The sequence below is a fragment of the Haloferax mucosum ATCC BAA-1512 genome, from assembly GCF_000337815.1.
Classification (GTDB): domain Archaea; phylum Halobacteriota; class Halobacteria; order Halobacteriales; family Haloferacaceae; genus Haloferax; species Haloferax mucosum.
This window is the reverse complement of record NZ_AOLN01000006.1, coordinates 103045-128291: the sequence shown is the minus strand read 5'-3', so window position 1 is coordinate 128291 and position 25247 is coordinate 103045. Positions and strand designations below refer to the sequence as shown.

Genomic DNA, 25247 nt, shown 5'->3' with positions numbered 1-25247 from the left:
AATGATGAGGGGGGAACGGAGCGCATCCGAGGGAGGAGTCGCTTAGTCGTCTGCGGGCGCGGGGTCGGCCGACTGCGTGGGTTCGAACTCCTCGTAGTGAACGACTTCATCGACCGGGCGACGAAGCTTGCGTTCGGCCTGCATCTCGGCGGCATCGTCGGCGGGGATGCCCATCGTCAGGAGCATCACGGGTTCGTACTGCTCGCCGTCGATGTCGAACGCGTCGAGTACGGCCTCGCTGTCGAAGCCACCGATGGGGCAACTGGCGACGCCTTGGTCCCACGCGGCGTACATGAGCGACATCGCAACGAGCGACGTGGAGCGAACGGTCCAGACACGGCGTTCTTCTTCGGGCAGGTCGGCCATTCCGGCGATGCTTTCGAGCACGCCGTCGCGGGCGTCCTCGTTCGGGAGGTACCCCTTTTCGAGCATGTCGTCGGCGATTCGGTCGGCGTGTGCTTCGGGGTCCTTGTTGCCGAGAATGACGACCGACGCGGCGGCACCCGTGACGTGTTCTTGGTCGTACGCCGCCTCGCGGAGCGCCTGTTGTGTCTCGTCTTCGCGCAGGACGACGAACTCCCACGGCTGGAGATTGTAGCTCGACGGCGCTTCGACGGCGTTTTCGAATATCGTTTCGAGCGTCTCGTCAGCGAGCGGTTCGTCGGCGTATTCGTGGATGGAACGGCGTGTCGTCACTACCTCTTCGAAATCCATTGTTCCACGCAACGGACGACACGATAATAGGGGGTTGGAATCCGGCCTAATCCGCCGATTCCGGCATGGTCGCAGTACTCATTCCACCGATTTTATTAGGTGACACGCGTGTTACTTGCCGTGACCGTCGAGTCCAGTGTGACCGTCGTGGCAGTCACCTGGCAATCGTCACAGGGACGGGCGAGCGGCGAACGACCTCCTCGGCAACGCTCCCGAGGAGAATGCGCGAGACGCCGGTTCGACCGTGGCTTCCCATGACCACGTGGTCGTAGTCGGCACCGTCGGCGTCTAACACCTTGAGGATGGTCTTTGCGGGGCTTCCAACTTCAATCGTGTTCCTAATCTCGTGGTCGCTATCGACGAGTCCAACCTCGGCTTTCAGTTCGGCAAACGTCTCTCGCGCCTCTCGTTTCTCCTCTTGATACCACTCTTCGGACCCGCTTAGGGCGCGCTCGCGGAAGTCGGCGTCTGACGGGTTGATGACTTTGAGAAGCGTGAGTCGAGCCTCGGGCCATTCCGACGCCGCAAAGCGGAGCGCGGCGACTGACTGCGGCGACCCATCGACAGGAATGAGCACGTGTTCGGCCATAGTCCCAGTTACTCGGGGTGGGTGAAAAATCCGTCCTGCGCAACGTGAGAGACGGCGTTGGAATAGGCTCCGACACGCCTCCGGCAATCGAATCGTCGAACCGCCAACTATCGAATTTCCGAACAGTCGAACAGTCGAACTGCCGAATCGCCCGCGACGCCCTCGCTTAGTCGCCGTGGCGCGTCACGCAGGTCGAAAGCCCCTTCAGTTCGACCGGTTCGGAGTTGTCCGGCGAGTAGACGACCATCTGGCCTTTCTCCATGTACGGCACCTTGTCTTCGAGATTCGGCGGGATGTTGACGCTCTTGATGGCGTCTTCGTCGCCGAGGTTGAGCACGACTTTCGTGTTCACTTGCTTGAACACCGAATCGTCGATGTCTTGGGGGTCTTGCGTGATGAGAAACAGCCCGAGTCGCTCTTTGCGGCCTTGTTTGGCGGCTTCGGTGAACTTCTGGATAACCTTCCGCGCCTGTACGGTGTCGGCGTCGGTCAGGAAGTTGTGTGCCTCGTCCATCCCGAGCACGAGCGGCGTCTCTTTGATTCGGTCGCTCGCGGGGTCGTTCGAGAGTTTGTCGTCGATGAGCATGGCCGAAACCGCGAGGACGAACAGCTCTTTCGCTCGACTCGACGAGAGGTGGTACGTCGGCACGACCGTCAGCCCGCCGGGGCGGACCAGTTCGTGGTCGAGGTCGGTAATCGGTCGGGCGTCTTGGTCGAAGACGCCGTTCGGCACCCCTCGAACCCGACGTTTCACCGCGTCGAAGGTCGCTTCGTGGACGCGACCCGATTCGTCGAGTTCCTCTTTGAGCGCGGGGTCGTCGAGGAACGTCAGGAACTCCTCGTAGGTCCCGCTGTCACCGTAACTCCGGAAAAAGCGGTTTAGCAGTTCGAGAAGCGCCGGGTACTGGTTGTCGTTGAGGCTACTGCCGGCGACGAGCCACGGGAGGTCCCGCGCCATCGAGAATGGGATGGTGAACGCCAACTGTTCCGCGCGATGGTTCGACCCCGGATACGACGACCCGGCCATCTTCGGAACGAGCGCGACAGTGTCGTCGTGGCCGCCGTAGGCGATGCCCTCTCGGTCGTAGCGACGAGCGGTTTCGGCGTCCATATCCGGGTTGTCGTCGTGCATCTGCGCGTACTCGTCCTGTGGGTCGAACTGTACGACGGCGGCTTGTACTTCACGGCCGTCGTCCATCTCGTAGGTTCGCTCGGGTGAGAGATACTGGCGGAGAATGTTCTTCGACCCGTGGGTCTTCCCCGACCCGGTCCCCCCAGCGACGAGCGTGTGGCGGAACACGAGTGGGTCGCCGTCGGTGTAGTCGTCTTTCAGTCGGTAGTCGATGGTCGGCGGTTGCGCCGCGGTCCGGACCTTCTCGCCGCCGACAGAGAGGTGTCCGAGGAAGACGCCGTCTTCGGGAATCTTCAGGCCGGTCTTGATCTGCGTCGCGTCGTCCGCTTCGCCGACCGTCGCCCCCGGTTTGGGGACGCGGTCAACCATCCGGCGTTTGAGGTCGCCGCGGTCCGAAAACAGCACGGCGATGGGTTCGAGTTCGGCCATGAACTTGTAGTCGCGCTCTGCGAACTCGTCGGGCGAGCGGCGCATGGCGCGGCGGGCGTGAATCTCGGTCGCATCGTCGGTCTGGAACTCTTGGGCGTATTCGAGACCGACGATGCGACAGAACAACAGTTCGTCGCCGGGATATGGAACGACGAGATACTTTCCGAGACGGACGCGCTCGCGGTTCCCTGCCGTGACGTACGCACGAAGTTTCGTCCGGTCGCCGTCTTCTGCGACACGGAGTCCCTGTGAGACCGCAATCGAACCGATTCCGTCTTCGGTCCCCACGGGTTCAGCGTCGTACTCGGTGAACTGTAGTTCGTCCGTCGTCTCGCGTTCTGTCTCGGCGGCCACGGGGGGGTCGTCGGTCGCAATCCCGTTTGTTCGGCCGTCACTGCGAGGGTTGTCGGTTCGGTCGGCACGGTCGGTTCGGTCGCCGTCGTTAGTTCCGGCGCTGTCGCCCTCGTCGTCGGACGCGGCGGATTCCGTCGGGTCGTCGCGGTCCGCGTCGCCCGATGGGTCGTCGTCGCCGACGAAATCGTTGAAGTCCCCCAAGTCGGTCATGTTCCAACGCTTGCGGGCGGTGAGTAAAAACCTACACGTCACCGTCGGTCGGCCAGGTGTCGCTCGTCTGTGCGGTGTGGAGTCTCCCGTCGGGCCATCGCGCACGACTTTTCCGTCTCGCGTCCGTAGTTAAACCATGCTTCTCGTCCGCGGTCATGGTGGTGGAACGGCGCTCACCGGAACGATATTCGAACGGGGTGAAGAAGCGCCGACGTACCGCGGTGCTCCCGATGAAGACGCACCGTACGTCTGGGTCTGCGACGAGTTCTACGAGGTCGAAAGCGGTGGCTCGAAACTGGAGATAGACGGCCAGTCGATTCGGGTCGCGTTCGACACGCCGCTCCCGCGCGGCTTCGAAACGCGCGAGCAAGCACTCGACGCGGCGAAAGAACACATCAAGACGCAGTTTGCACGTATCGGTCTCGCCGAACGCGACGTTCGTATCGAGGTTATCAGGCCGGAAGAAGAGGGTCAGCCAGAAGACAACGCGTAGCGACGCGGCGAGCGCACGTCTCGAAACGCCCTGCGCTCACTCGTCGGCATCGACCCAGCGAATGTTGTCGTAACTCTTTACGAGGTCCGTATCGAGTTTCTCCGAAAGCTTTCGTCTGAGCGCCGCCTTTTCGCCGATGCTCACCCGAGCTAACTCGTCTGCTTTCTCGACCGCTTTCGGCGGCCCACGGGTCGCGGCCACGTCGCGGACGACGTGGTGCATCAGATTCTCGCGGCGTTCTGTGTCCTTCGTGAACGCGTAGGGTGCTTCGACGCGATAGCAGACGTCGGTTCGCGGGTCGTACAGCACGAAGAACGTGAGCGCGTAGGACTCGGGGTCGAGTTGCCGCTCGATACCGAACGCGTCGCCGTCAGCGCTCATCTGGCGGTCGGACCCGCCGCGCGAGACGAACCAGCTCGTGAAGGTGAGTTCGTCGGTTCTGCGGTCTTCGGCGTCCGGCCCGTCGCGGCGTTCGAGCAAGCTGAGGAAAAACGAGGCGTCATCGACCCACGGCGCGTTTCCGTCGCTCTCGTCGAGACGTTTCTTGACCGTCCGGACGATGTGTTTCGCGCCGGGGTTCTTGACGAAACCGGCGAGCGGCACGTCGCGCTCGACGAAGCGCTCGACGAGTCGAACGTAGTTTTCGACGACGGCTTTCGGTTTCGCGTCGCGGGCGAGGTCTCGCAGTTCGGCGTCGCGGTCCCGCCAGCTCAGGAGTTCTTTCGGGTACACCGGGCCGTCGAGGATGAGGAGGTCCGACACGCGGTCGGCGTGTTCGAGCGCGTGGTCGCTCTCGGCGAGATACAGCGCGAGCGCGTGAACGACGCCCTCGGCGTAGCGGTTGACGCGCGGAATCCGGAGGATGCGCTTGCGGCCGTGACCGCGGTCGGACTTGAGCCACTCGCCGGTGTCGAAAAGCGGCACCGGGTCGTTGGTGTGGGCCGCCATGACGATAGACCGCGCGCGGTGGAGGTCGAGGTCAGACGGTTCGGACGCCATCGCGGCGTGCGCCACGTCGAGGACGAGTCCGTTTTTGAACGTCGTCGGGTTGATGGTCCCCGAGTCGAGTCCGTGTACGGTCGGAAACGGCGTCTCCGTGAGCGCCACGTCGTCCACGTTCGCGGCGTGAAGACGCTGTTCGCCGATGGGTTCGATAATCGGCAGTCCGCCGTCGGGCGACGGAAGCGGGTCCAGCCACGACTCCCAGACCGTCCGCGCGAGGTCGTCGTAGTCGGTGTCATCGACCGAGTCCGCGATGGAACTCGCCATGGACGCGATGTCGTCCACGTGGACGGGGTCGAGGGTCATACCTCGGCGTCGTCGCGGACGGTAATATGAATTGTCGTCGCCGCGTTCGGCCTGCGGCGACCGCCCGTCTCGCCGAGATGTGTCGTCTCGTTCGACAGGTCCCGGCACGCTCATATCAGTTCGTTTCCAACGATTCGCCGACGATGTCTGTCAGCGCGGTCGGGTTCGACCTCGACTACACACTCGCGGTGCCGACGCGGGACCGCGAGACGATTCTATCCGAGGCGGCGTCGGCGACGGGCGCACCGCCACTCTCTCGGGAGGCGTACCTTCGGGAACATCAAGAGAACCTCACGCGCGAGACGCGCGAACCCATCTTCGAGTCCTTACTCGACAACCACGATTCGCCCGTTGACCCCGAGCACGTGGCGACGGCCTACCGCGAGCGAATCACGGACGCGGTGGTCCCCGCCGAGGGCGTCGAACCCATGCTCGTCGGCCTGCGGACGACGTACCGGGTTGGGCTTCTCACCAACGGTCCCGTGGTCGCACAGGAGGCGAAACTCGATAAACTCGGCTGGCGCGATTACTTCGACGCGGCGCTCGTCACCGGCGCGCTCCCGGCCGGAAAACCGGACGAACGGGCGTTCGACGCACTGCTCGACGCACTCGGAACGACGGCAGAAGAGACAGTTTACGTCGGTGACAGCGTCCACCACGACATCGCCGGCGCGCACGACGCCGGGTTGCGTCCGGTACAGGTGCTCGGCGAGGGCTGTGACGACCCGGACCCGCGCGCAATCGCGCATATCCAGCGTGAATCGCTTCCGACCGAACTCCCGGAACTTCTCGCGGACCTGTAAACACCGCTCGGCGACTGTCGGCGTTTCGTCTCTCGGACGGGGCGTCCCGCTGGCGCTTACTCGGGGGTTTCGCCGTCGCTTTCAGATTCGATTTCGCGTGCCTCGACCAGTGCGTGAAACGCCGGCAGTACCCACTTCACCTGCGCGCCGTCCTCGACGAAGACGAGCGTTCGCGGCGGGTGAACAGCCTTCGGACGTACGCGCAGATTCGCATCCGACGCGGCGTCGGCGGTCACGTCGGGGTGGACCACGAACTCCACGCGAGCGCGGTCGGGCTGAACGTACACTTCTGCGACTCGCTCGTCGGCGGCGTTGACGGCGTAGGCGAGCGCGCCGTCTTCGGTCGGTTCGACGTCGGGGTCGGCGTCAACGACGGCGAGCGTCGAGAAGGCGTCTTCGTGTCCGGTCAACTCGGACGCGAGCAACTGCGCGATTCGCGTTCCGTCAGAGAGTGTATCGACGACCATACCGGCTCGTTCACGGGCTGACGGTTTTGGGGTGTCGTTTTCGCGGTGCGTGCCGAGTCTGTGATGGCTGTCGTCTTCCAGTGCGACACAGGGATGCAAACCGGAGGCTGTCTCCCGTCGGTCACTCGTCGAGTGACTGTTTCGCCTTCGCGGCAACGTCGTCTACGGCGACATCGTTCGCGCGGGCGAAGAGAACCGCGGCGGCTTCCGCGGTCACGCCGAGACGGGACTGTCGCTCGTTGATACCGGCGACTGCGGCCTGTTTTTCGATGCCTGCGGCGACACACGCGTCGAGGACCTGCTCGAACGCGGACTGCTCGCGGAGGACCGAGGCGTCGGGTTCGAACTCCTCCGGAATCTGGACGGTCGCGGGGTCGAACGTTGCGACGATGTCGCTGTCGTCGCGTTCGACCAGTCCGCGGCCGGTGGCGAGGTCGATGAGGCGCTTTGCTTGGTCCGGCGAGAACCAATCGCGGTCGAGCGACAGGGCGACGACGAACTCGCCTTCGCCGAGACGGTTCGACCCGTGTTGACGGAAGGGGACGGCGACAGTGACGTCGAGACTCATCGGTTCGACGGCGGGCGCGGGCGAACTAAACGGTTTGTGTTGGTCTCGACGCCCCGAGATACCGGTTCCCGTTGGCTCGCCGAAAGCCGTTCCGAGCGATTCAAGTACTCACCGAGGTTTTTACCCCGTATGAAGGACCAAGGACGCTCCAAGCGGAAGCGGACCGGCGGGCGACTCAAACCGTCCCGAAACAAGAAGCGCTATCAGCTGGGCCGCGAGCCCGCCGCCACGACGGTCGGCGAACACCGGTTCCAGATTATCGACTCCCGCGGTAACAACGAGAAAGTCCGCGCCCTCTCGACCGACGTCGCGCAGGTCGCAGACGGTGCCGAGGTCACGCAGGCCGACATCGAAGGCGTCGTTGACAACCCCTCGAACGTCAACTACGCTCGCCGGAACATCATCACGAAAGGCTCCATTATCGACACGAGCGCCGGTCGCGCTCGCGTCACCTCCCGCCCCGGTCAGGACGGGCAGGTCAACGCAGTCCGCATCGACGAGGAGTAAGGTCTCTCCCCGCGTCGTCATTCGGCGCGGTCCACTGTTTCGACGTCGTGAGCGGCGGCATCGTGGGTTGATTGTGGTCGGTTCGTGGGCTGATTCGTGAGTCACCGCCAAAGCGCGTGAGCCGAGGGAGAGCCGCGGCTCTCCAGTTCGAAAAACGAGATAACGAAACCCGAAGTCGAATACAAACTCGGTCGCAGTCCGGTTCACACAGCCGGTGACCCACGCGCGGCGGACGCCGCGGTTCGGTCAGTTATCGACGGTCGTCCCGCGAGACTACGGCGTCGGTGCGGCTTTCTGAAGCGCCGTTTCGGCGATGTTGCCACCGTAGTCGGCGCTTCGAGAGACGGAATCGACGATGAGTCCGAGAAGTTGTGCACGCGCGGGGTCGAGACCACGGAGCAGTTCGTCGATACTGCGGGCGCGTTCGTCGATTGCTTGGACGTCTTCCCGAGATTCGTTCGCCAGCCGGGTCGCTTCGCTGCTATCTTCGGCGAACAGAGCGTCCATCCCGCCGTTGACGACCGATTTGGATTCTTCGAACAGTTCCCAGATTGCCTCGACGATTTCCTCGCTGACGGGTTCTTCGAAGTTCAACGAGAGGTGCGCAATCTTCGTCGCGTGGTCGCCGATGCGTTCGAGTTGCCGGGCCGCAGACTGGTAGTCGAAACAGACCTCGCGCGGAAGGCCGAGTTCCTCGGCGGCTTTCGGAGTCCGAAGCGTCGCCCGGAAGATTCGAGAGACCACCATCCAGAGTCGGTCCACGTCGTCGTCGCGCTGGATGACGTCGCGGGCCATGTCTTCGTCCATCTCGGCGATGGCGGCGATGGCGTCTTCGAGCATCGACAGCGCGATGAGTCGCATTCGCGTGACCGCGTTGTGGATAGAGAGCTCCGACGAGTCCAGAAGGTCGCGGATGACGACTCGGTCTCGCGTCTCTTCGAGCACTTCCAGCCCGACGAGGCTCTGTGTCGCCTCGCGGATGGTTCGGCGCTGGTCGGTGGAGATACGCGAACTTTCGAGCGCGATGATGTCGAAGCCGCTTACGTACATCGTCATGACCGCACGCGTGAGTTCGTCGCCTTCGAGGTTCGTGATGTCCAGTGTGCCCTCGGTGCGTTCTTCTTCGGACCGGGGAGTCAAGAAGAGCGAATCACCTTCGGGATAAAATTCGACTTCACTCCCGGCTGAAACGCCGTTTTCGGTCGCCCAGTCTTTGGGGATGGAGACGGTGTAGGTGGAGCCGCCGGTCACCTGCACCTTTCGGGTTTCGACCATAGACGTGGATGGTCATCTTTGCACAATAAAACTGTCTATCTCTATATACTGGTCGTGGGGAGTACCCTGAATCGGCGATACTGTCACGCGAGCGTCCGTACGGAACGAAAGAACGGGCGAATTTGGTCGCGTTGTGTACGCTGTATATATGATTTCCTATTCCTTTAGAATCCCCCGTTCGCAACGGATTCACCCCGGATTACCCGCCACAGTGCGATCATTATCAGACGGGAACGCTCGTTCTCACTGCCGATTGGAGAACTGCGACCCATATACCAAAACGTACTACTATATATTTGTCATAGCAGGGTATTTACGGACAAATCGGATTTTTAACGCTGATGACGCGCAACACGGATGGTGTTCTTTCGCGGCGTAAGTTCCTGATCGCATCAGGTGCGGCTGGACTTACGGGTCTCGCTGGTTGTACGGAGAACAACAGCGATAGTTCGGGTGGCGACCAATCGGGGGGCGACGGAACGTCTACCTCGGAGACCGAACAGTCGGGAGGCGACGGAAGCCAGAGCCTGTCTGGGACCGTCGATATCGCCGGCTCCTCGACGGTCTTCCCGCTTGCGACTGCGATGGCCGAGAACTTCCGGGTCGAACACTCTGAAGTGAACATCAACATCCAGTCCACCGGTTCCGGTGGCGGATTTGCCAACTACTTCTGCCCCGGCGAGACGGACTTCAACAACGCCTCGCGTCACATCAAGGGCGAAGAAGCAGATCAGTGTTCCAGCAACGACGTCACTCCCGTCGAGCTGAAAGTTGCGACTGACGCGCTGACGGTCATCGTCAACAACGACAACGACTTCCTCGGTGAGGGTCTCACGGTCGAACAGCTCAAGACCATCTTCTCCGCCGAGACTCAGCCCACGACCTGGTCCGACGTGAACGCCGAGTGGCCGGACGAAGAAATCGAAATATACGGCCCGGCCGACGCGTCCGGGACGTACGACTATTTCATCGAAGCAATCATCGGCGAGGACGGGCCGGGCCACAGACAGGACTACTCCGCAACCGAACAGGACCGCACGATTATCCAGGGCGTCCAAGGTTCGGAATTCGCCATCGGCTACATGGGATTCGCCTACTACAGCGAAAACCCCGACGCCGTGCAGGCGGTCGCCATCGACGACGGCGACGGCGACGGCTACGTCGAGCCGTCCCTCGATACGGCGTTGTCCGGCGATTACACGCCGCTTTCGCGTCCGCTCTTTACCTACCCCGCACAGGAGTCGCTCACCGAGGAACACGTGGCCGAGTTCGCCCGCTACTGGCTGAAAAAGTCCACGAGCAAGAAAATCGTCGCCGACCAGGTCGGCTACGTCCCGCTCGGCGAAGAGGAACAACAGGAGATGCTCGACAAACTCAACGCGGCCATCGACGAGGCCTAAGTAGCGTTCCCCCGACAGAATAGCTAACGAAGCGCTTTTTCATAACCCACGATTCAATCCATCCAATGAGCACAGATGACCTCGAAACTGACCTCACGCGGAATACTGAGAACACTCCGCGTGAGTTGCTGACGCGGTCGTTCTTTTTCCTGTGTGCGGCGCTATCCGTCGTGACGACTATCAGCATCGTTGGACTTCTCGTCGTCGAGGCGTCCAAGTTCTTCACCATCACGGCCCCGCTGATGGACGTCAAAGGGGAGACGGCATCGCTCGTCGACTTCCTCACAGGAACGACATGGCAGATAAACAACCAAGAGTTCGGCGTCCTCGCGCTCGTCTCCTCGACCCTGATGGTGACCATCGGGTCGGCAGTCATCGCCCTTCCGCTCGGCGTTGCGACAGCAATCTACCTCAGCGAGTACGCGAGCGCGCAGGCCCGCTCGGTTCTCAAGCCCGCACTTGAGATCCTCGCCGGTGTCCCGACCGTCGTCTACGGCTTTTTTGCGCTCATCTACATCACACCCGCGCTCGGCGTCGTCTTTCCCGGAATCGGGACGTTCAACATGCTCTCTGCAAGCATCGTCGTCGGTATCATGATTATCCCGATGGTCGCGTCCATCAGCGAGGACGCGATGTCCGCCGTCCCCGACGAACTCCGGCAGGCAGGCTACGGCATGGGCGCGACGAAGTTCGACGTTTCGACCGGTATCGTCGTTCCCGCCGCACTCTCCGGCATCTTCTCGTCGTTCATCCTCGCGCTTTCGCGCGCCATCGGCGAGACGATGGCCGTCACCGTCGCCGCCGGTGCACAGGCGAAGTTCCTCAACCCGATCAACCCCGCATCGTACCTCGAAGGGGCGCTCCCGATGACCGCCGCGATGGTGCAACTGCTCAACAGTGACATCACCGGGGGCGGTCTCGCCTACCGCAGTCTGTTCGCTATCGGTCTCGTGCTCTTTGTCATCACGCTCATCATGAACGTCATCAGCGATTACGTCGCACGACGGTACCGGGAGGTCTACTGAGATGGCAACCGATACCGAATCCGGCTACGCCGAAGGTTTCGGACAGGTCAGCCGGACGGTCGGCACCGTCTTCAGATACCTCCTCTTGGCGGCGACGATGTTCGGCATCGTCACGCTTGCCGTTCTCCTCGTCTACGTCGCAAACGACGCGATTCAGCCGCTCACCGCCGACGCCGGTTGGCATCTGACGTTCTTCTTGACGCTCGTCGTCCCGACGACACTCGTCGGCGGCTATCTCTATCGCCGGAACACCGATGCGCTCAAACTCGGCAGTACGGTCGTCGGCATGTTGGCCGTGGCAGTGCTCTTCAGTGGCGGCGTCGCTATCGTCTTCGTTGATATCATCCCGCCACTCACCGGCTTCTCGTACGCGGTTGGACTCGTAATCCCCGCCGCGCTCACGGTTATCCTGACGAAATACGAACGCCAAATCTCCTTTACCCCGCGTGTCGCCGCGACCGGTGCGGCGTTCTTCCTCTCGCTTTTCGGCGTCCCGGGCTATCTGCACAGTATCCCTGAACTCGTCCAGAAGGCACCCGTCGTCCCGTCGGACTGGGTCATTCTCGCGCTCGTCCTCGGCGGCGTTGCGGCACTCGTTGTCGGGCAGTACATCGCGCGAATCCGCGAAGACGCGACGGCCGGCCTGATTGCTGGCGTCGCGGCGCTCGTCGTGACGGGTCTCGCGGCGCTTCTCGGCCCGCTTCTCGGCTACGATTCGAACTCCTTCGTCGTCGTCACCGCCGTCGCGGTCGTCCCGACTGCGACGTACGCCGGTGGGGCGGCACTCACCCGTAAACGGGAACGAATTGGACTGCTCCTCGCTGGAACCGTCATCGTCGGGTCGCTCGTCGGTGCGGCGGCAGTCGATTTGCTCGGCTTCGCCGGACCCCAGTCGTGGGTGAACTGGCAGTTCCTCACCAACCCGCACAGTTCGAGCGCCGAGCGTGCCGGTCTCTACCCCGCCATCGGTGGGTCGATACTGCTCATGGTCACCGTGGCGGCGCTTTCGTTCCCCACCGGCGTCGGCGCGGCGGTGTATCTCGAAGAGTACGCCCCCGACAACCGCTTCACCCGGTTTATCGACGTGAACATCTCGAACCTCGCCGGAGTTCCCTCGGTCGTCTACGGACTGCTCGGACTCGGCGTGTTCGTCACGTACCTTGGACAGGCGACGGGGACGGTCATCATCGGTGGCGCGACGCTCGCCCTGCTCATCTTGCCTATCGTCATCATCTCCTCCCGCGAGGCGATTCGGGCCGTCCCGCAAGACATGCGACAGGCGTCGTACGGCATGGGCGCGACCCGCTGGCAGACCGTCAAGAACGTGGTCCTTCCCGAGGCGTTCCCCGGTATCCTGACCGGGACCATCCTCGCACTGGGTCGGGCAATCGGTGAGACGGCACCGCTCATCATGATTGGTGCCCCGAACGTGCTGTTCAGTCTCCCGACGGAACTTACCTCCAAGGTGAGTGCAATGCCCCTGCAGGTGTACGCGTGGTCGACCCTGTTTGCGAGTGAGGACTTCTACACGAAGGCAGTCCCGGCGGGCGTCGTCGTGTTGCTCGTGGTACTCCTTGCGATGAACTCTATCGCCATCGTCCTCCGGAACAAGTTCGAAAGCGAATCCTAATCCAAACCAATGAGCCAAAAAGACAAAACAAACGAGAGAGAACAGTCAGCTATGACCGGAACAGAGGACCCGACGAACGACGAGATGCTCGTGCAAACGGACGTGAGCGAGGGCCTCTCAGCATCGGAGAGTTCGCCGAAACGCGACGCGGGGACCGTCATCAGTTCGAACGACATCAACGTCTGGTACGGTGACGACCACGCGCTCACGGATATCTCGATGGAGATTCCCGAAAACAGCGTGACTGCGATGATCGGTCCGTCCGGCTGTGGGAAATCGACGTTCCTCCGGTGTATCAACCGGATGAACGACCTCATCGACGTCGCTCGCGTCGAAGGCGACCTCACCCTCCGCGGGAAGAACGTCTACGACAACGACGTTGACCCGGTCGCGCTCCGACGCCGCGTCGGTATGGTGTTCCAAAAGCCCAACCCGTTCCCGAAGAGCATCTACGAGAACGTCATCTACGGGCTGAAGATTCAGGGCATCGAGGGCGACTACGACGAAATCGTCGAGAAGTCCCTCAAACGCGCCGCCCTCTGGGACGAAGTCAAAGACCGCCTCCACGAATCCGGTCTCGACCTCTCCGGCGGCCAGCAACAACGTCTCTGTATCGCTCGTGCGATTGCGCCCGACCCGGAAGTCCTGCTCATGGACGAACCCGCGTCCGCTCTCGACCCGGTTGCGACCTCGCAAATCGAAGACCTCGTCGAGGAACTCGCCGAGGACTACACGGTCGTCATCGTCACCCACAACATGCAACAGGCGGCACGCATCTCCGACAAGACCGCCGTGTTCCTCACCGGCGGCGAACTCGTCGAGTTCGACGACACGCAGAAAATCTTCGAGAATCCCGAGAGTCAGCGCGTCGAAGACTACATCACCGGGAAGTTCGGATAAGCCGCGGTCACAGCCCTGACTAGTTCGGCAGTCGGAAACTAACTCTCTCGTTCCGGTCTCGCTTACGACGGGTATCTCTTGTTTCGTACGGTCGGTACTGACGGCTCGCAGGCGCTACATATAGATATTGAGACACATTCCCATGGCATCACAAGGAATTTGATGCCTCCTCTCAGAACGTCACGTATGGCTAGAAATACGTATCAAGCACGTCTCGAGGAACTCGAAAAAGACGTGTTGTATCTCAGCGAATTGGTCGCCGAACGGGTCCGATACGCGCTCAACGCGCTCGAAGACAAAGACGAACGGCAAGCAGAGGAGGTCATCGAGGGAGACCGAGAGATCAACCGCATCTATCTCGACCTCGAACAGGACTGTATCGACCTGCTCGCGCTTCAACAGCCGGTCGCGGGCGACCTCCGATTCATCGCCGCCTCGTTCAAGATTATCACCGACCTCGAACGCATCGGCGACCTCGCAACCAACCTCGCACAGTACGCGCTCGACGCCGAAAACGACGTGTACACCGAAGTTGATATCCGTCGCATCGGCGATTCCGCGCTCGACATGGTAGACCAGGCGATGGACGCCTACGAGACCGAAGACACCGACCTGTGTCGCTCGGTCGCCGAACGCGACGACAGCCTCGACGAGATGTGCGACAACGCCTCGCAGAGCATCGTCCGCGACCTCATGTCCACCGGCGACTTCGAAGGCGACGGCGACGTCGAACCCGAAGAGTTCCTCGTGGACGTGCGACGCCTCCTGCTTACGGTTCGTGACCTCGAACGCATCGGCGACCACGCGGTCAACGTCGCCGCACGGACGCTCTACATGATCGACAACGACGACTCGCTTCTGTTCTGAGCGACGTCCGTTCCAATTTCGGTTCGTTCAAAAAACACAGGCCGTCAGCAGGGGGACAACAGTACAGCCCAGTCAGTGAGAGGACAGCGGTTCAGGCCTGCGTCTGGGCGAACAGGTAGCCGAACGTTGCAATTGCGCTCCCGACGGTCAACACCGCATACAGGAGTACGTACTTCCACGAATACGTCGAAGCGCACCAGACAGAAACAGCGGTCACGACCGCCGCAAGTCCCAAAAATCCGTAGACGACAGGCATCCCCTCCAACGAGAGCTGATGCGCTAGTATCTCCTCCGCGACGAGCGGAGCGAGGACGCCACAACAGATCGACATGAGTCCAGCGGTGAGCCGTCGGTCAACGTGGAGGGCCATACACTTGATTGAGAGGGTGGTTGGTATTATCTTTGCCATCATCTACCGGAGCTATACAGAATAGAGGGTGCAAGGTGGCCGCGAGAACTTGCCGGGACTTCGATTATTCGAATCGGGAGATAGAGAGGAGCTATTCTTCAATCGTGAGTGTGTAACTCCACTCGAACGCTTCCCATGTCGTCTCCGCTCTACTCTTTGGGACAAACGATTCCGTGAAGCGGTGTTCCCCTACGGGAAGACAACCCATCTCTTCGGGCCGATTGCTCACCCACGTGTCCATCGTGGCCGCTAATATCTCTCGTTCCGGGTAGTGCAATACCGCGTATTCGGCCTGAATGCACTCCCTCGCATTGAGCGACTGCCAGTTACGCACGTCAGGACGAGCGAAGTTGATAGGATTCGTCTGCCAACACCCATCGACTGGGCGGTCAGGGATAATCTGTTCGTCCGTTCCGAAGACGTGTTTCTGTGTCTCACGGTTACTCGGGATTAGAACGAGCCACCCCTCGTCTTCACTCCAGAGAGAGGAGTATGGCTGGATTGCGCCGAAGCCAACCATTTGCTCTTCTGGGGACCGATTTTCAAATGAAGCCAGAATCCGAGCAGGGGAATCGGCTGAGAAATCGCATCGCTTCTCCACCCTGAGCTGGAATGGTGTGTCACTCGGTTGCGGGCCTTCAGTGACCGTGATACGTGGGTAGCGCCCAGAAGCCATAGAACATCATGATACCCTAATCAAGTAACATTATTGAACACGTGTAACAGAAACAGTACGCTAAGACGGTGCTTGGTATGCACACCGACTGAATCGGAGATAGAGAGTGTTGGTGAACAGAACCCGTCATACTGCACTCATCTTCTACGTTCAGCACGCGACTCCTGACGGTGTTTGGTGGGGTCTCTGCGGTCGTGCTGAATACAGAGTACGTCTTGGCCACTGGTTGATTCCGCCCGAACCCACATAATATTTAAAAATTCGGGATGGCGTTTCAACCGATGCCATCCATAATTGAGAAAATAGTACTATGTGAGCCTTCTCGCGGACCCAAGGCGGTATTACTGTTCTTCCTCGCATTCTTCCACTTGTGTATATGCGTCTATTTCGGTGGTATCGGTGGTTCTCCCTATACATCACAGGGGTTCGTTTCTGTAGCATGCGCGCTCTTTGGAATCGCTGAGTCCCTTCCAACGCATCGACGACGAACAGCTGGCGTTTTTCGAGTGATATCTCTTCTCCTGTTACTGGGCCTCCTAGCGACTACCATCTTCGACCTCATTACGTGACCATCACGGGGCATCTATTTGCTACCTTGTCAGGTAGTGACAATGTCTCAGGGTCACTTGAGTGATTCTCTCTTTCTACTCAATACGCCACATCAATCATATTCTACGAGTTTTACCAAAATTGCTCCCCTATACGGGACTCCGACTGTCGTCTCGCTATTCTAAAAATGAAGAAACAGCGGGTGTCAGCTCACTGGAAGCCGATACGGCCGTCGCGCGTGTCGGGTGAAAGACCCTCGCGGGACCCGCCTTTGAACTGGTCTTGAATCTCTTCGTAGTACCGCATCAGGTCTTCGGTGATGGTCGGCCGGACCGACTCCATCGCCTTCCGGAAGTGCCGCATCTCGATCTCCTCGGCATCGTCGTTCTCGCGGAGCGCCTCGATAGCGGCCTCGCGGCAGATGGATTCGAGGTCCGAACCGACGTAGCCGTCGGTTATCTCCGCGATTTCGCGGAGGCTCACGTCGGGTGCGAGCGGACTCGACTGGGTGTGGATGTCGAGAATCTGCTCGCGGCCTTCCTCCTCGGGCTGGCCGATGAGCACGAGACGATCGAAGCGGCCCGAGCGGATGAGCGCGGGGTCTATCATGTCCGGCCGGTTCGTCGCCGCGATGACCATGACGTTGCCGGCGTCTTCGAGTCCGTCTAACTCCGTCAGGAGTTGGTTGACGACGCGCTCGGAGACGTTGTTCCCCATCTCGTTGCCGCGAGCGGGCGCGAGCGCGTCCAACTCGTCGAAGAAGATGATGGTCGGCGAGACCTGCCGCGCCTTGCGGAACGTCTGTCGAATCGCCTTCTCCGACTCACCGACCCACTTCGAGAGCAGTTGCGGGCCGCGCACCGAGATGAAGTTCGCGTTCGTCTCGTTGGCGACGGCCTTGGCGATGAGCGTCTTCCCAGTGCCGGGTGGACCGTACAGAAGCACTCCTTTCGGCGCTTCGATGCCCATCCGACTGAACTTCTCGGGCGTCGTCAGCGGCCACTCGACGCTCTCTTTGACCTTCTGTTTGGGTTCTTCCAGTCCGCCGACATCCTTCCACGTGACCTTCGGAATCTCGACGAGCACCTCGCGCATCGCCGAGGGTTCAACCTCGCCGAGCGCGCCGCCGAAGTCGTCGTTTTTGACGACCATCCGGTCGATGAGACTCGGCGGGATGTCCTCCCTATCGAGGTCGATTTCGGGGAGGTAGCGCCGCAACGCTTTCATCGCGGCCTCTTTGGTCAGCGCCTCGATGTCGGCGCCGACGAAGCCGTGGGTGTCGTCTGCGAGGTTGTTGAGGTCCACGTCGTCGGAAAGCGGCATCCCCCGGGTGTGAATCTGGAGAACCTCCTTGCGACCTTCCTCGTCCGGGACGCCGATTTCGATCTCGCGGTCGAACCGGCCGGGGCGACGAAGCGCGGGGTCAACGGAATCGACGCGGTTCGTCGCCGCAATGACGATTACCTGCCCGCGGGCTTCGAGACCGTCCATCATCGTCAGCAGTTGGGCGACGACGCGGCGTTCGACCTCGCCGGTCACGTCCTCGCGCTTGGGCGCGATGGAGTCGAGTTCGTCGATGAAGATGATGCTCGGCGACTCCTCTTTGGCGTCCTCGAATATCTCGCGGAGTTGCTGTTCGGACTCGCCGTAGTACTTCGAGATTATCTCGGGACCGGCGATAGAGAAGAAACTCGCCGAGGTCTCGTTTGCGACCGCGCGGGCGAGAAGCGTCTTCCCGGTGCCGGGCGGACCGTGGAGCAACACCCCTTGCGGCGGCTCGATGCCGAGTTTCTTGAATATCTGGGGGTGTTTCATCGGCAGTTCGACCATCTCGCGGACGCGCTGAATCTCGTTGGTCAGGCCGCCGATGTCCTCGTAGGTGATGCCGCTTCCGGTCTTTTCGAAGCCGGAAATCGGCTCTTCGCGGAGTTCGACGTCGGTGTCTTCGGTGACGAGGACGACCCCCTCAGGTTTCGTTTCGACGCCGATGAGCGGAATCGCCTGTCCGGGCGACCGCATAAACGGATGGTTCGTACTCGACATCACCGGGACGATGTCGCGTTCGACCACCGGTCGTTTGAGAATCTGCCGTTTGACCATGCCGGCCGCGTCGGACCCGAACTGGACGCTCGCCTCTTCGGGCGGCGCCAACACGAGTTTGTCGGCTTTCTTGGCCTCTGCTTTGCGAATCGTCACGCGTTCGCCGATGCTCACGTCGGCGTTTTGCCGGGTGAACCCGTCGATGCGGACGGTATCCGTATTCCAGTCCTGCCGGTCTGCCCGCCACACCTTCGCGGCGGTCGTCTTTCCTCCCTCTATCTCGATGATGTCTCCCGGCGAGAGCTTGAGATGGAGCAAGGTGTCCGGGTCAAGACGGGCGATGCCGCGTCCCGAGTCGTTCGGGTACGCTTTCGCCACTTCGAGTTGGACTTCGTTCATGATTACCTCGCGGGGATGCTGATACCTGTGAGAGGCCATCGGATAAGTCCTTCCCCGGTCGAACCGGGGTCAAGCCATCTCGTGGTCACAGCCTGTTTCGACCTACGGCGGGCGGCTACTAATCCCTACCGACCGGACAGCAGTTTGCACGCCGATGGCTGTCGTTTTTACCCTCGGGCGCGAGGTATCTACCCATGCGACTGCTCACGTTCGACGGCCGGATGGGTGCCAGCGGCGACATGCTTCTCGGCGCGCTCGTCGCCGCCGGTGCCGACCCGTCCGTTCTCGCGCCCGTCGAAGACGCACTCGACGTGACGTACCGAATTCACGAGGTGGACAAAAACGGCATCATGGCGACCAGCGTGGACGTTCTCCTCGTGGATACCGACGGCGGCGACCCGCGTGGTGAAGGCCACGACGACGACCACAGAACCACAGAAGAGCAGTCAGATGGTGACAAAAGCGACACCGAGGACGACGGTGACGGAGCGGCTGTCCACGAGGACCAGAATCGCGGAGCCGACGAGTCGCGGACGCATCGACTGCGCGGTGATTTGGCCGCCGGACACGGGGGCGAACGCGGTCACTCGGGTCACAATCATCATCACGACCACTCCGACCATCACCACGACCACAGCCACCACGACCACGCTCACGCCGAGGGTCACGGCCCGCACCGAACCTACCCCGAAGTGGTCGAACTCGTCGAGTCGATGGACCTCCCCGCGGGCGTCGTCGAGGACGCGACCGCTATCTTCCGCATTCTCGGCGAAGCCGAAGCGGACGTTCACGGGACTGACCTCGACGAGACGCACTTCCACGAAGTCGGTGCCGACGACGCCATCGCCGATGTCGTCGGCGTGTGTCTCCTCCTTTCGGACCTCGACGTTGACCGCGTCGTGACCGCACCCATCGCAGTCGGCGACGGCGAAGCGGCGATGAGCCACGGGACCTACCCCATCCCGGCCCCGGCAGTGCTCAACGTCGTCGAACGGGCCGACTGGTCGATTCGCGGTGGTCCCGTCGAGGCCGAACTGCTCACGCCGACTGGCGCGGCCATCCTCGCGCACGTCGCTGACGGCGTCGAAACCCTCCCGTCGGTATCGGTCACGGCATCCGGCTACGGGGCCGGCGGGTGGGACTTCCCGGACCACCCGAACGTGCTCCGAGCCATCGTCGGCGACGGCGGTTCTCGGCTCGTCCGCGACGAAATCACCGTCTTGGAGACGAACCTCGACGACGCGACGCCCGAGATTCTCGGCAGTCTCCAAGCGACGCTGAAAGACGCGGGCGCACGAGACGTGACGATTCTCCCGGCGACGATGAAGAAATCCCGTCCGGGGCATCTCGTCAAAGTCATCGTCAGACCCGAAGACGTCGAACGGGTCGCCTATCGTCTCGCGGTCGAAACCGGCACGCTCGGAATCCGCGAACACGGCGCGGGCCACCGCTGGACCGCCCGCCGCGAGTTCGAGACGGCAACGCTCGATATCGACGGCGAGGAGTACGACGTGACGGTCAAAGTGGCGAGCGACGCCGACGGCGTCGTCTACGACCGGAGCGCCGAGTACGACGACGCGCTCGAAGTGGCGACAAAGACAGGACTCGCCGTCCGGGAAGTCATGCGACGGGCAGTCGCCGCGGTCGCGTCGGACGACGACCCTCGGTGAGGTCGGCGTCTACTCGTCGGTCCACCGCGGATACGCAATCTCCCACAGGTGCCCGTCGAGGTCGGCGAAGTACCCCGAGTAGCCGCCCCAGGAGGCGTCTTGAGCCGGCTTGACGAGTCTCCCACCGGCGGCGACTGCCGCGTCGAGAATTGCATCGACGGCGACCCGTTCGGAGACGTTGTGTGCGATTGTAATACCGGAAAATCCAGTCTCGCCGTCGTCGTTGATGGTGGCGTCTTCGGCAAGCAGGTCTCGCGGGAACAGTGAGAGCCACGTCCCGTCCAGCGTGAAGAACGCGACGTCGCTGTCGGGTTCGCGGTCTCGCATCGGTAAGCCGAGACCGTCGCGGTAGAACTGAATGGATTCGTCGAGGTCCGAGACGCCGAGCGTGAGCAGTGTGATTCGCGGGTCCATCCAGTAGGTGCGCCGCCACGACTGATAAATCGGGTCGATGGGGGCGTTGTAAAAGAGACCGCAGAAGCGCACGATTTCGAACGGCCGCTATCCCGCGAGGTCGTCGAGAAACGCCCGAACCAGCGGGACAAGGTCCGCACCGAACTCTTCTTGGACGTAGTGACCGACGCCGTGGAGTCGGGCCGTCGAGGCGTCTTCGAAGAGCGCTTCGAACGTCCGCAACTCGGCCGGGCGGAACGCCGGGTCGTCCATTCCCCAGATGAGTCGCGCGGGGATGTCGGCGATGGTCTCGCGGCGCTTCCACAGCGACGAGAGCCACGCGCTCGACCCGAGAATCGACTGCGGGAAGACGCCGGTACCCGTCCTGTCGTCGTCGTTGGCCGCCCGGTACTGCTCGCGCGCCGACGGTGAGAACTTCGAGCGGTCGGCGAACGCGAGCGGCATCAACCGCGTAAAGAGGTCGTAGCGCTCGCAGAGTTCGCGCCCGACGCGCCCGCCAAGGAGCTTCGAGAACCGGCTGAAATGCGTATCGTCGTCTACCGGCCACAGCCACGTGTTCATCACGACGAGGCCACTGACGTTCTCCGGGTGTTCAATCGCGTACGAGAGACCGATCGGACCGCCCCAGTCTTGGACGACGAGCACCACGTCTTCGAGACCGAGTTCGTCGATGAACTCTTCGACGACAGCGGCGTGGTCCGCTGGCCGGTACGAGAACTCGTCCGGCCGCTCCGAAAGCCCGAACCCGAGGTAGTCGAGCGCGACACACCGGTATTCGTCGCGTAAGTCGCGGACGAGGTGTCGGTAGAGAAACGACCACGTCGGATTTCCGTGGAGCATGAGGAGTGACGCCTGTCCGCCGTCGTCGGGGGCCTCGTCAACGTAGTGCACCGCTCCGTCGGAGAGACCGAGACACCGCGACTCGAACGGGAACTCCGAACGGTCAACCCAGCCCGCGTCCCTGTGGAGCGCCGCGACAGCGTCGCCGCGCTCGGTCGAACTGACTGTCGTCATGGCCGAACACTACGCGCGCCACGGGCATAAGTCGGGAGCACCGATGTCGCGGATGTAACCCATTAACCCTCGTTAAGCGGTCGTTTACGCGGCAGTCGGGGGTGTGTACGGCCGGTTAGGGGAGCGGTTTGTGAGTGCGAGAGCGACTGCGAGAACGAAAGCGGCTACTCCCCTCGGGCGCGATGTTCGGCCAGCGCTTCTTCGATGCTCAACTCGCCGCTTGCGACTCGCCGGGCGAGTTCGTCGTCGATACTGCGGCTCTCCTCGGACGCCTCGCGCGAGCGGTCCTTGATACGCTGGAGTTCGCCCGCCGTCGGCTCTATCTCGCGCGAGTCGATATCTTCGCCGCTCATTTGGGCGATGTTCACCGCCGCGAGCACGTCGCCCATGCCGCGTGCGCCCGACCCGAGATACGGCGTCGTCCCCGTCTCGTCAACGAGTTCGACCGCGACGCCGTCGAGGTCGTTTATCAACTTCGCGCCCTGTATCCGCGCCCCGTCGCCGATGCGGACGACCGGGTTGACGGCGTCTTCTATCTCTCGGCGGATGACCTCCACTGCGTCCGTGAGCGGGACGTGGAACGCCGCGACGACGGTCTCACCCGAGAGGACGGCGATACCCGGTCTGATTCCGGGATCGACGCCGACGATTGTTCGGCCCCCACCACCGCGGAGCGTCGTGAGCGCTTCGTCAACGGCGCGGCGAGCGTCGTCACCGGTCGCCGTCACGCGTTCGATATTCGCTTCGATTTCGTCGTCCGGGCCAGTGATGAGCACGCGGGCGTGTTCGGGAAGTGGGTCGCCCGGTTCGACGGTAGTAAAAGAGACGCCTCGGCTCCGTAACTCGTCAACCGCTTCGTGGTAGAGTTCGAAATCGGCGGTGGCGACGACTATCACGACCTGAAGTTGGTGACGGTGATGAATAAAGAGTCGTGCGTCGATGACTCGGTCGCCGGCGGGACGACCGAGGTCTTTTTCGGCCGGTGGTGCTCACCATCGGACGTGACAGAGTCAGTCTCCACCGGGTGTTCCACGCTCGACGACCTCCTCGAAGGCGGGTTCGAACGCGGCACCGTGACGCAGGTGTACGGTCCGTCCGCGGCCGGAAAGACAAACATCGCGCTCTCGGCCGCGGTTCGCGTCGCCGCCGACAGCGGGACCGTCGTCTACATCGACACCGAGGGGCTATCGGTGGACCGCTTCCAGCAACTCGCCGAGGCGGTCGCCCCCGAGGACGTGGAGTCTGTGACCTCGCGGCTGATGATCAGCGAGGCGTACGATTTCGAAGACCAAGAACAGGCCGTCCGCGACGCGGCTGAGTTCGCCGAGAACGCGGACCTCATCGTCCTCGACTCCGCGACCGGTTTCTACCGACTCGAACGAACCGCCGACGGCGACGGCGGCGAGGCGCTTCGACGGGTCGCCAGACAGGTTACACACCTCCTTTCGCTCGCCCGCAAACACGACCTCGCGGTCGTCTTGACGAACCAGGTGTACTCAGACCCCGAAAGCGACCGGACGCGCGCGCTCGGCGGCCACACGCTCGAACACTGGACCGGAACGGTGCTCCGGGTGGACCGCTTCCGCGGGGGCAACCGTCGCGCCACGCTGGAAAAACACCGCGCGAAACCCGCCGGTGAGACGGCGACGTTCAAAATCACGGACCGTGGGCTGACCGACACTGAAATTTAAACGGTCGTTGCGAACTAGTGCCGTCGACCACACCCTCCAACGGGCAGAACCAACCCTATTGAACGAGACCGACAGTGCAAGTAGACGTACCCCTCGTCACATCAACGCTCTCCGATTCGGTATGCGATAAAAAGAGGTCGAACGCGTGTGTTTGGATGGGTCGGACACCGTCGTCGCCGCGTTACAGTTCGTTCAGTTTGCGCAGGAGTTGGCCGCGGTAGCGCTCGTCGGCTTCGAAGCCCTTGACTTCGAGCACGTTGCGTTCGAGTTTGTCGAGCGCGACGTGGAACGCGTGTTCGGCACCGTAGCCCTCACCGCTTCCGGCCAGTTGGCCGTGGCTCGTCCGGAGTCGAATCTGACACTGGATGAGCGGCGTGCCTCGGAGTTTCTCTTTGTGTTCGTGGAAGCGAACGTGGGCGTGGTGGACGTTCATGCGCTGGTATTTGTCCGCCACCTCGGTGATGGCCGAGACGATGTCGGCGCGGGTGAGCGTCTCGATCAGGCCGACGTTCGTGATTTGCACGTCCATCTGTTCTTCTTCGGTGTAGGTGAGCGCGCGGAGCACGTCGGTCTTCGTCATGACGCCGAGCACTTCGCCGTCGTCGTCTTCGGGCGTGACGACGAGACCAGCAATGTTGTCTTCGAACATGCGCGCGACCGCATCACGGACGCTCTCGCTGGGCGTCGCCGTCCGCGCTGGACTGGTCATCAGGTCGTACACCGGAAGGTCGAGCATCCGGTCGGTATCGCCGCGGCGGTCCTGTTTCCCCTGTCGGCCCTCGTCGCGCACCATGAACTCGACGAGGTCGTAGGTTGTCAGGATGCCGGCGAGGCGGTTTTGTCTATCGACGACGGGGAGCCGCGAGATACTGTGTTCTCGGAGTCGGTTGATGGCCTGTCCGAGTCGGTCGCGCTCGCCGATGGTGACCACGTCGTCGGTGTAGATTTGCTCGACGGTCAGCGCGTCGAGGTTCTCTAAGACCGCTTTGAGAATGGCATCCTGCGTGATGATGCCGTACTGTTTTTCGCCCTCGTAGACAGGCGCAACCTTCGTGTTGCCTTCGACGAGCATGCGTGCGACCTCGCGCACGTTCTCGTGTCGGTCTATTTTGGGGACGGACTGGGTAAGCGCCGACGCTTTCGTGTTGTCCTCGACGTGCGAGTTGATGAGTTGCTTCTCACCGATGACGCCCGCGTACTCGCCGTCATTCTGGACGATGATGGCTTTCGGGTTTTCCCGCTCGAAGATGGAGCGGACCTTGCCTAATCGCTCGTTAGCGTCGACCTCGATGAAATCAGGAGTGGCGATATCAGCAATATCCATAATACGACTTGATATACAACGCGTCCTCTCTTGAAACTTCGTCCTGTTACCACCCCTCAAGAAGGAACGAAATCGCAAGGCACCGGCGGGACTGATGGCGCGAATTTCCGTCGCAGACAGCCTGTGCCTATGTTTAGCACTGACTCGGCACATATTACCATTGATTCTGACGACGCGTTCCGACGAAATAGCGCGTCGGGTACGACTATGCGCGGAAGAAACTGACTGCGTATCTGGGTGGTTGGCCGAAGGCAGGCGCGTATGCGAGTGTTGTTGCGTGCGCGGTGCAGGCGGAGTCGTGTACGCGGTGTGAGTGGAACTGCGAGCGCGGTTCGAGTGTCGTTGCGTGCGCAGTGTGGGTGGACTCGCGTGCACGACGGCATCGGCGAC

Annotated in this window: 24 protein-coding genes; 10 read left to right on the top strand and 14 right to left on the bottom strand. The window is 61.9% G+C overall.

Annotation, left to right across the window (positions count from 1 at the left end; translation table 11 throughout):
* Positions 1-42: 42 nt before the first annotated feature.
* The 3 genes from C440_RS03595 to C440_RS03585 form a co-directional block, all read right to left on the bottom strand.
* Positions 43-714 carry a nitroreductase family protein gene (locus tag C440_RS03595; protein WP_008318337.1) on the bottom strand — a complete coding sequence of 224 codons (672 nt, stop codon included), beginning with the start codon at positions 712-714 and terminating at the stop codon, positions 43-45.
* Between the two features lie 154 nt (positions 715-868).
* Positions 869-1303 carry a universal stress protein gene (locus tag C440_RS03590; RefSeq protein ID WP_008318336.1) on the bottom strand — a complete coding sequence of 145 codons (435 nt, stop codon included), beginning with the start codon at positions 1301-1303 and terminating at the stop codon, positions 869-871.
* A gap of 166 nt (positions 1304-1469) precedes the next feature.
* Positions 1470-3428, bottom strand: a complete 1959-nt coding sequence (locus C440_RS03585; protein WP_008318335.1) for an ATP-binding protein — start codon at positions 3426-3428, stop codon at positions 1470-1472.
* A 136-nt stretch (positions 3429-3564) separates the two neighbouring features.
* Here C440_RS03585 and C440_RS03580 point away from each other — a divergent pair, with 136 nt between their 5' ends.
* On the top strand, positions 3565-3921 hold the full coding sequence (locus C440_RS03580) for a DUF7113 family protein (RefSeq protein WP_008318333.1): 357 nt from the start codon (positions 3565-3567) through the stop codon (positions 3919-3921).
* 36 nt (positions 3922-3957) lie between these two features.
* On the opposite strand, the gene C440_RS03575 is transcribed toward C440_RS03580, so the two are convergent.
* A complete protein-coding gene (locus tag C440_RS03575) occupies positions 3958-5229 on the bottom strand; it encodes a DNA double-strand break repair nuclease NurA (RefSeq protein WP_008318332.1) in 1272 nt (423 codons plus the stop codon).
* 143 nt (positions 5230-5372) lie between these two features.
* Here C440_RS03575 and C440_RS03570 point away from each other — a divergent pair, with 143 nt between their 5' ends.
* Complete coding sequence (locus C440_RS03570) at positions 5373-6032, top strand: HAD family hydrolase (RefSeq protein WP_049915322.1); 660 nt, start codon at positions 5373-5375, stop codon at positions 6030-6032.
* A 56-nt stretch (positions 6033-6088) separates the two neighbouring features.
* On the opposite strand, the gene C440_RS03565 is transcribed toward C440_RS03570, so the two are convergent.
* Both C440_RS03565 and C440_RS03560 read right to left on the bottom strand, forming a co-directional pair.
* On the bottom strand, positions 6089-6499 hold the full coding sequence (locus C440_RS03565; protein WP_008318329.1) for a hypothetical protein: 411 nt from the start codon (positions 6497-6499) through the stop codon (positions 6089-6091).
* 121 nt (positions 6500-6620) lie between these two features.
* A complete protein-coding gene (locus tag C440_RS03560; RefSeq protein ID WP_008318327.1) occupies positions 6621-7067 on the bottom strand; it encodes a DUF2240 family protein in 447 nt (148 codons plus the stop codon).
* A 129-nt stretch (positions 7068-7196) separates the two neighbouring features.
* On the opposite strand from C440_RS03560, the gene C440_RS03555 reads away from it, so the two are divergent.
* Positions 7197-7574 carry a 30S ribosomal protein S8e gene (locus tag C440_RS03555; protein WP_008318326.1) on the top strand — a complete coding sequence of 126 codons (378 nt, stop codon included), beginning with the start codon at positions 7197-7199 and terminating at the stop codon, positions 7572-7574.
* 273 nt (positions 7575-7847) lie between these two features.
* Here the strand turns inward: C440_RS03555 and C440_RS03550 are convergent, their stop codons facing one another.
* Complete coding sequence (locus C440_RS03550) at positions 7848-8849, bottom strand: phosphate uptake regulator PhoU (protein ID WP_008318325.1); 1002 nt, start codon at positions 8847-8849, stop codon at positions 7848-7850.
* A gap of 341 nt (positions 8850-9190) precedes the next feature.
* Between C440_RS03550 and C440_RS03545 the strand changes: the two genes are divergently transcribed.
* From C440_RS03545 to phoU, 5 genes are all read left to right on the top strand, one after another.
* Positions 9191-10249, top strand: coding sequence for a PstS family phosphate ABC transporter substrate-binding protein (locus tag C440_RS03545; RefSeq protein WP_008318324.1), 1059 nt, complete (start codon positions 9191-9193; stop codon positions 10247-10249).
* A gap of 65 nt (positions 10250-10314) precedes the next feature.
* Positions 10315-11274, top strand: coding sequence for a phosphate ABC transporter permease subunit PstC (gene pstC / locus C440_RS03540; RefSeq protein ID WP_008318323.1), 960 nt, complete (start codon positions 10315-10317; stop codon positions 11272-11274).
* Between the two features lies 1 nt (position 11275).
* Positions 11276-12904, top strand: coding sequence for a phosphate ABC transporter permease PstA (gene pstA / locus C440_RS03535; RefSeq protein ID WP_008318322.1), 1629 nt, complete (start codon positions 11276-11278; stop codon positions 12902-12904).
* A gap of 51 nt (positions 12905-12955) precedes the next feature.
* Entirely contained in the window at positions 12956-13804 is an 849-nt protein-coding gene (pstB, locus tag C440_RS03530) for a phosphate ABC transporter ATP-binding protein PstB (protein WP_049915319.1), read from the top strand.
* 186 nt (positions 13805-13990) lie between these two features.
* A complete protein-coding gene (phoU, locus tag C440_RS03525; RefSeq protein WP_008318320.1) occupies positions 13991-14671 on the top strand; it encodes a phosphate signaling complex protein PhoU in 681 nt (226 codons plus the stop codon).
* Between the two features lie 91 nt (positions 14672-14762).
* On the opposite strand, the gene C440_RS03520 is transcribed toward phoU, so the two are convergent.
* From C440_RS03520 to C440_RS03510, 3 genes are all read right to left on the bottom strand, one after another.
* Positions 14763-15041, bottom strand: coding sequence for a hypothetical protein (locus C440_RS03520; RefSeq protein ID WP_008318319.1), 279 nt, complete (start codon positions 15039-15041; stop codon positions 14763-14765).
* A gap of 130 nt (positions 15042-15171) precedes the next feature.
* Positions 15172-15600: a hypothetical protein gene (locus C440_RS03515; protein ID WP_008318317.1), complete on the bottom strand. Its 429-nt coding sequence runs from the start codon at positions 15598-15600 to the stop codon at positions 15172-15174.
* 915 nt (positions 15601-16515) lie between these two features.
* Complete coding sequence (locus C440_RS03510; RefSeq protein WP_008318315.1) at positions 16516-18744, bottom strand: CDC48 family AAA ATPase; 2229 nt, start codon at positions 18742-18744, stop codon at positions 16516-16518.
* A gap of 194 nt (positions 18745-18938) precedes the next feature.
* Between C440_RS03510 and larC the strand changes: the two genes are divergently transcribed.
* Positions 18939-20414 carry a nickel pincer cofactor biosynthesis protein LarC gene (larC, locus tag C440_RS03505; RefSeq protein ID WP_008318313.1) on the top strand — a complete coding sequence of 492 codons (1476 nt, stop codon included), beginning with the start codon at positions 18939-18941 and terminating at the stop codon, positions 20412-20414.
* Positions 20415-20423: 9 nt separating this feature from the next.
* Here larC and C440_RS03500 read toward each other — a convergent pair whose 3' ends face one another.
* From C440_RS03500 to C440_RS03490, 3 genes are all read right to left on the bottom strand, one after another.
* Positions 20424-20828 carry a VOC family protein gene (locus C440_RS03500; RefSeq protein ID WP_049915260.1) on the bottom strand — a complete coding sequence of 135 codons (405 nt, stop codon included), beginning with the start codon at positions 20826-20828 and terminating at the stop codon, positions 20424-20426.
* Positions 20829-20915: 87 nt separating this feature from the next.
* Complete coding sequence (locus C440_RS03495; protein ID WP_008318309.1) at positions 20916-21842, bottom strand: alpha/beta fold hydrolase; 927 nt, start codon at positions 21840-21842, stop codon at positions 20916-20918.
* 164 nt (positions 21843-22006) lie between these two features.
* Positions 22007-22738 (bottom strand): hypothetical protein, encoded by a 732-nt coding sequence (locus C440_RS03490; protein WP_008318307.1) that lies wholly within the window; start codon positions 22736-22738, stop codon positions 22007-22009.
* A 105-nt stretch (positions 22739-22843) separates the two neighbouring features.
* Here C440_RS03490 and radB point away from each other — a divergent pair, with 105 nt between their 5' ends.
* A complete protein-coding gene (gene radB, locus C440_RS03485) occupies positions 22844-23533 on the top strand; it encodes a DNA repair and recombination protein RadB (protein WP_049915317.1) in 690 nt (229 codons plus the stop codon).
* A 181-nt stretch (positions 23534-23714) separates the two neighbouring features.
* Here the strand turns inward: radB and C440_RS03480 are convergent, their stop codons facing one another.
* Positions 23715-24857, bottom strand: a complete 1143-nt coding sequence (locus C440_RS03480) for a CBS domain-containing protein (RefSeq protein WP_008318304.1) — start codon at positions 24855-24857, stop codon at positions 23715-23717.
* Positions 24858-25247 lie beyond the last annotated feature (390 nt).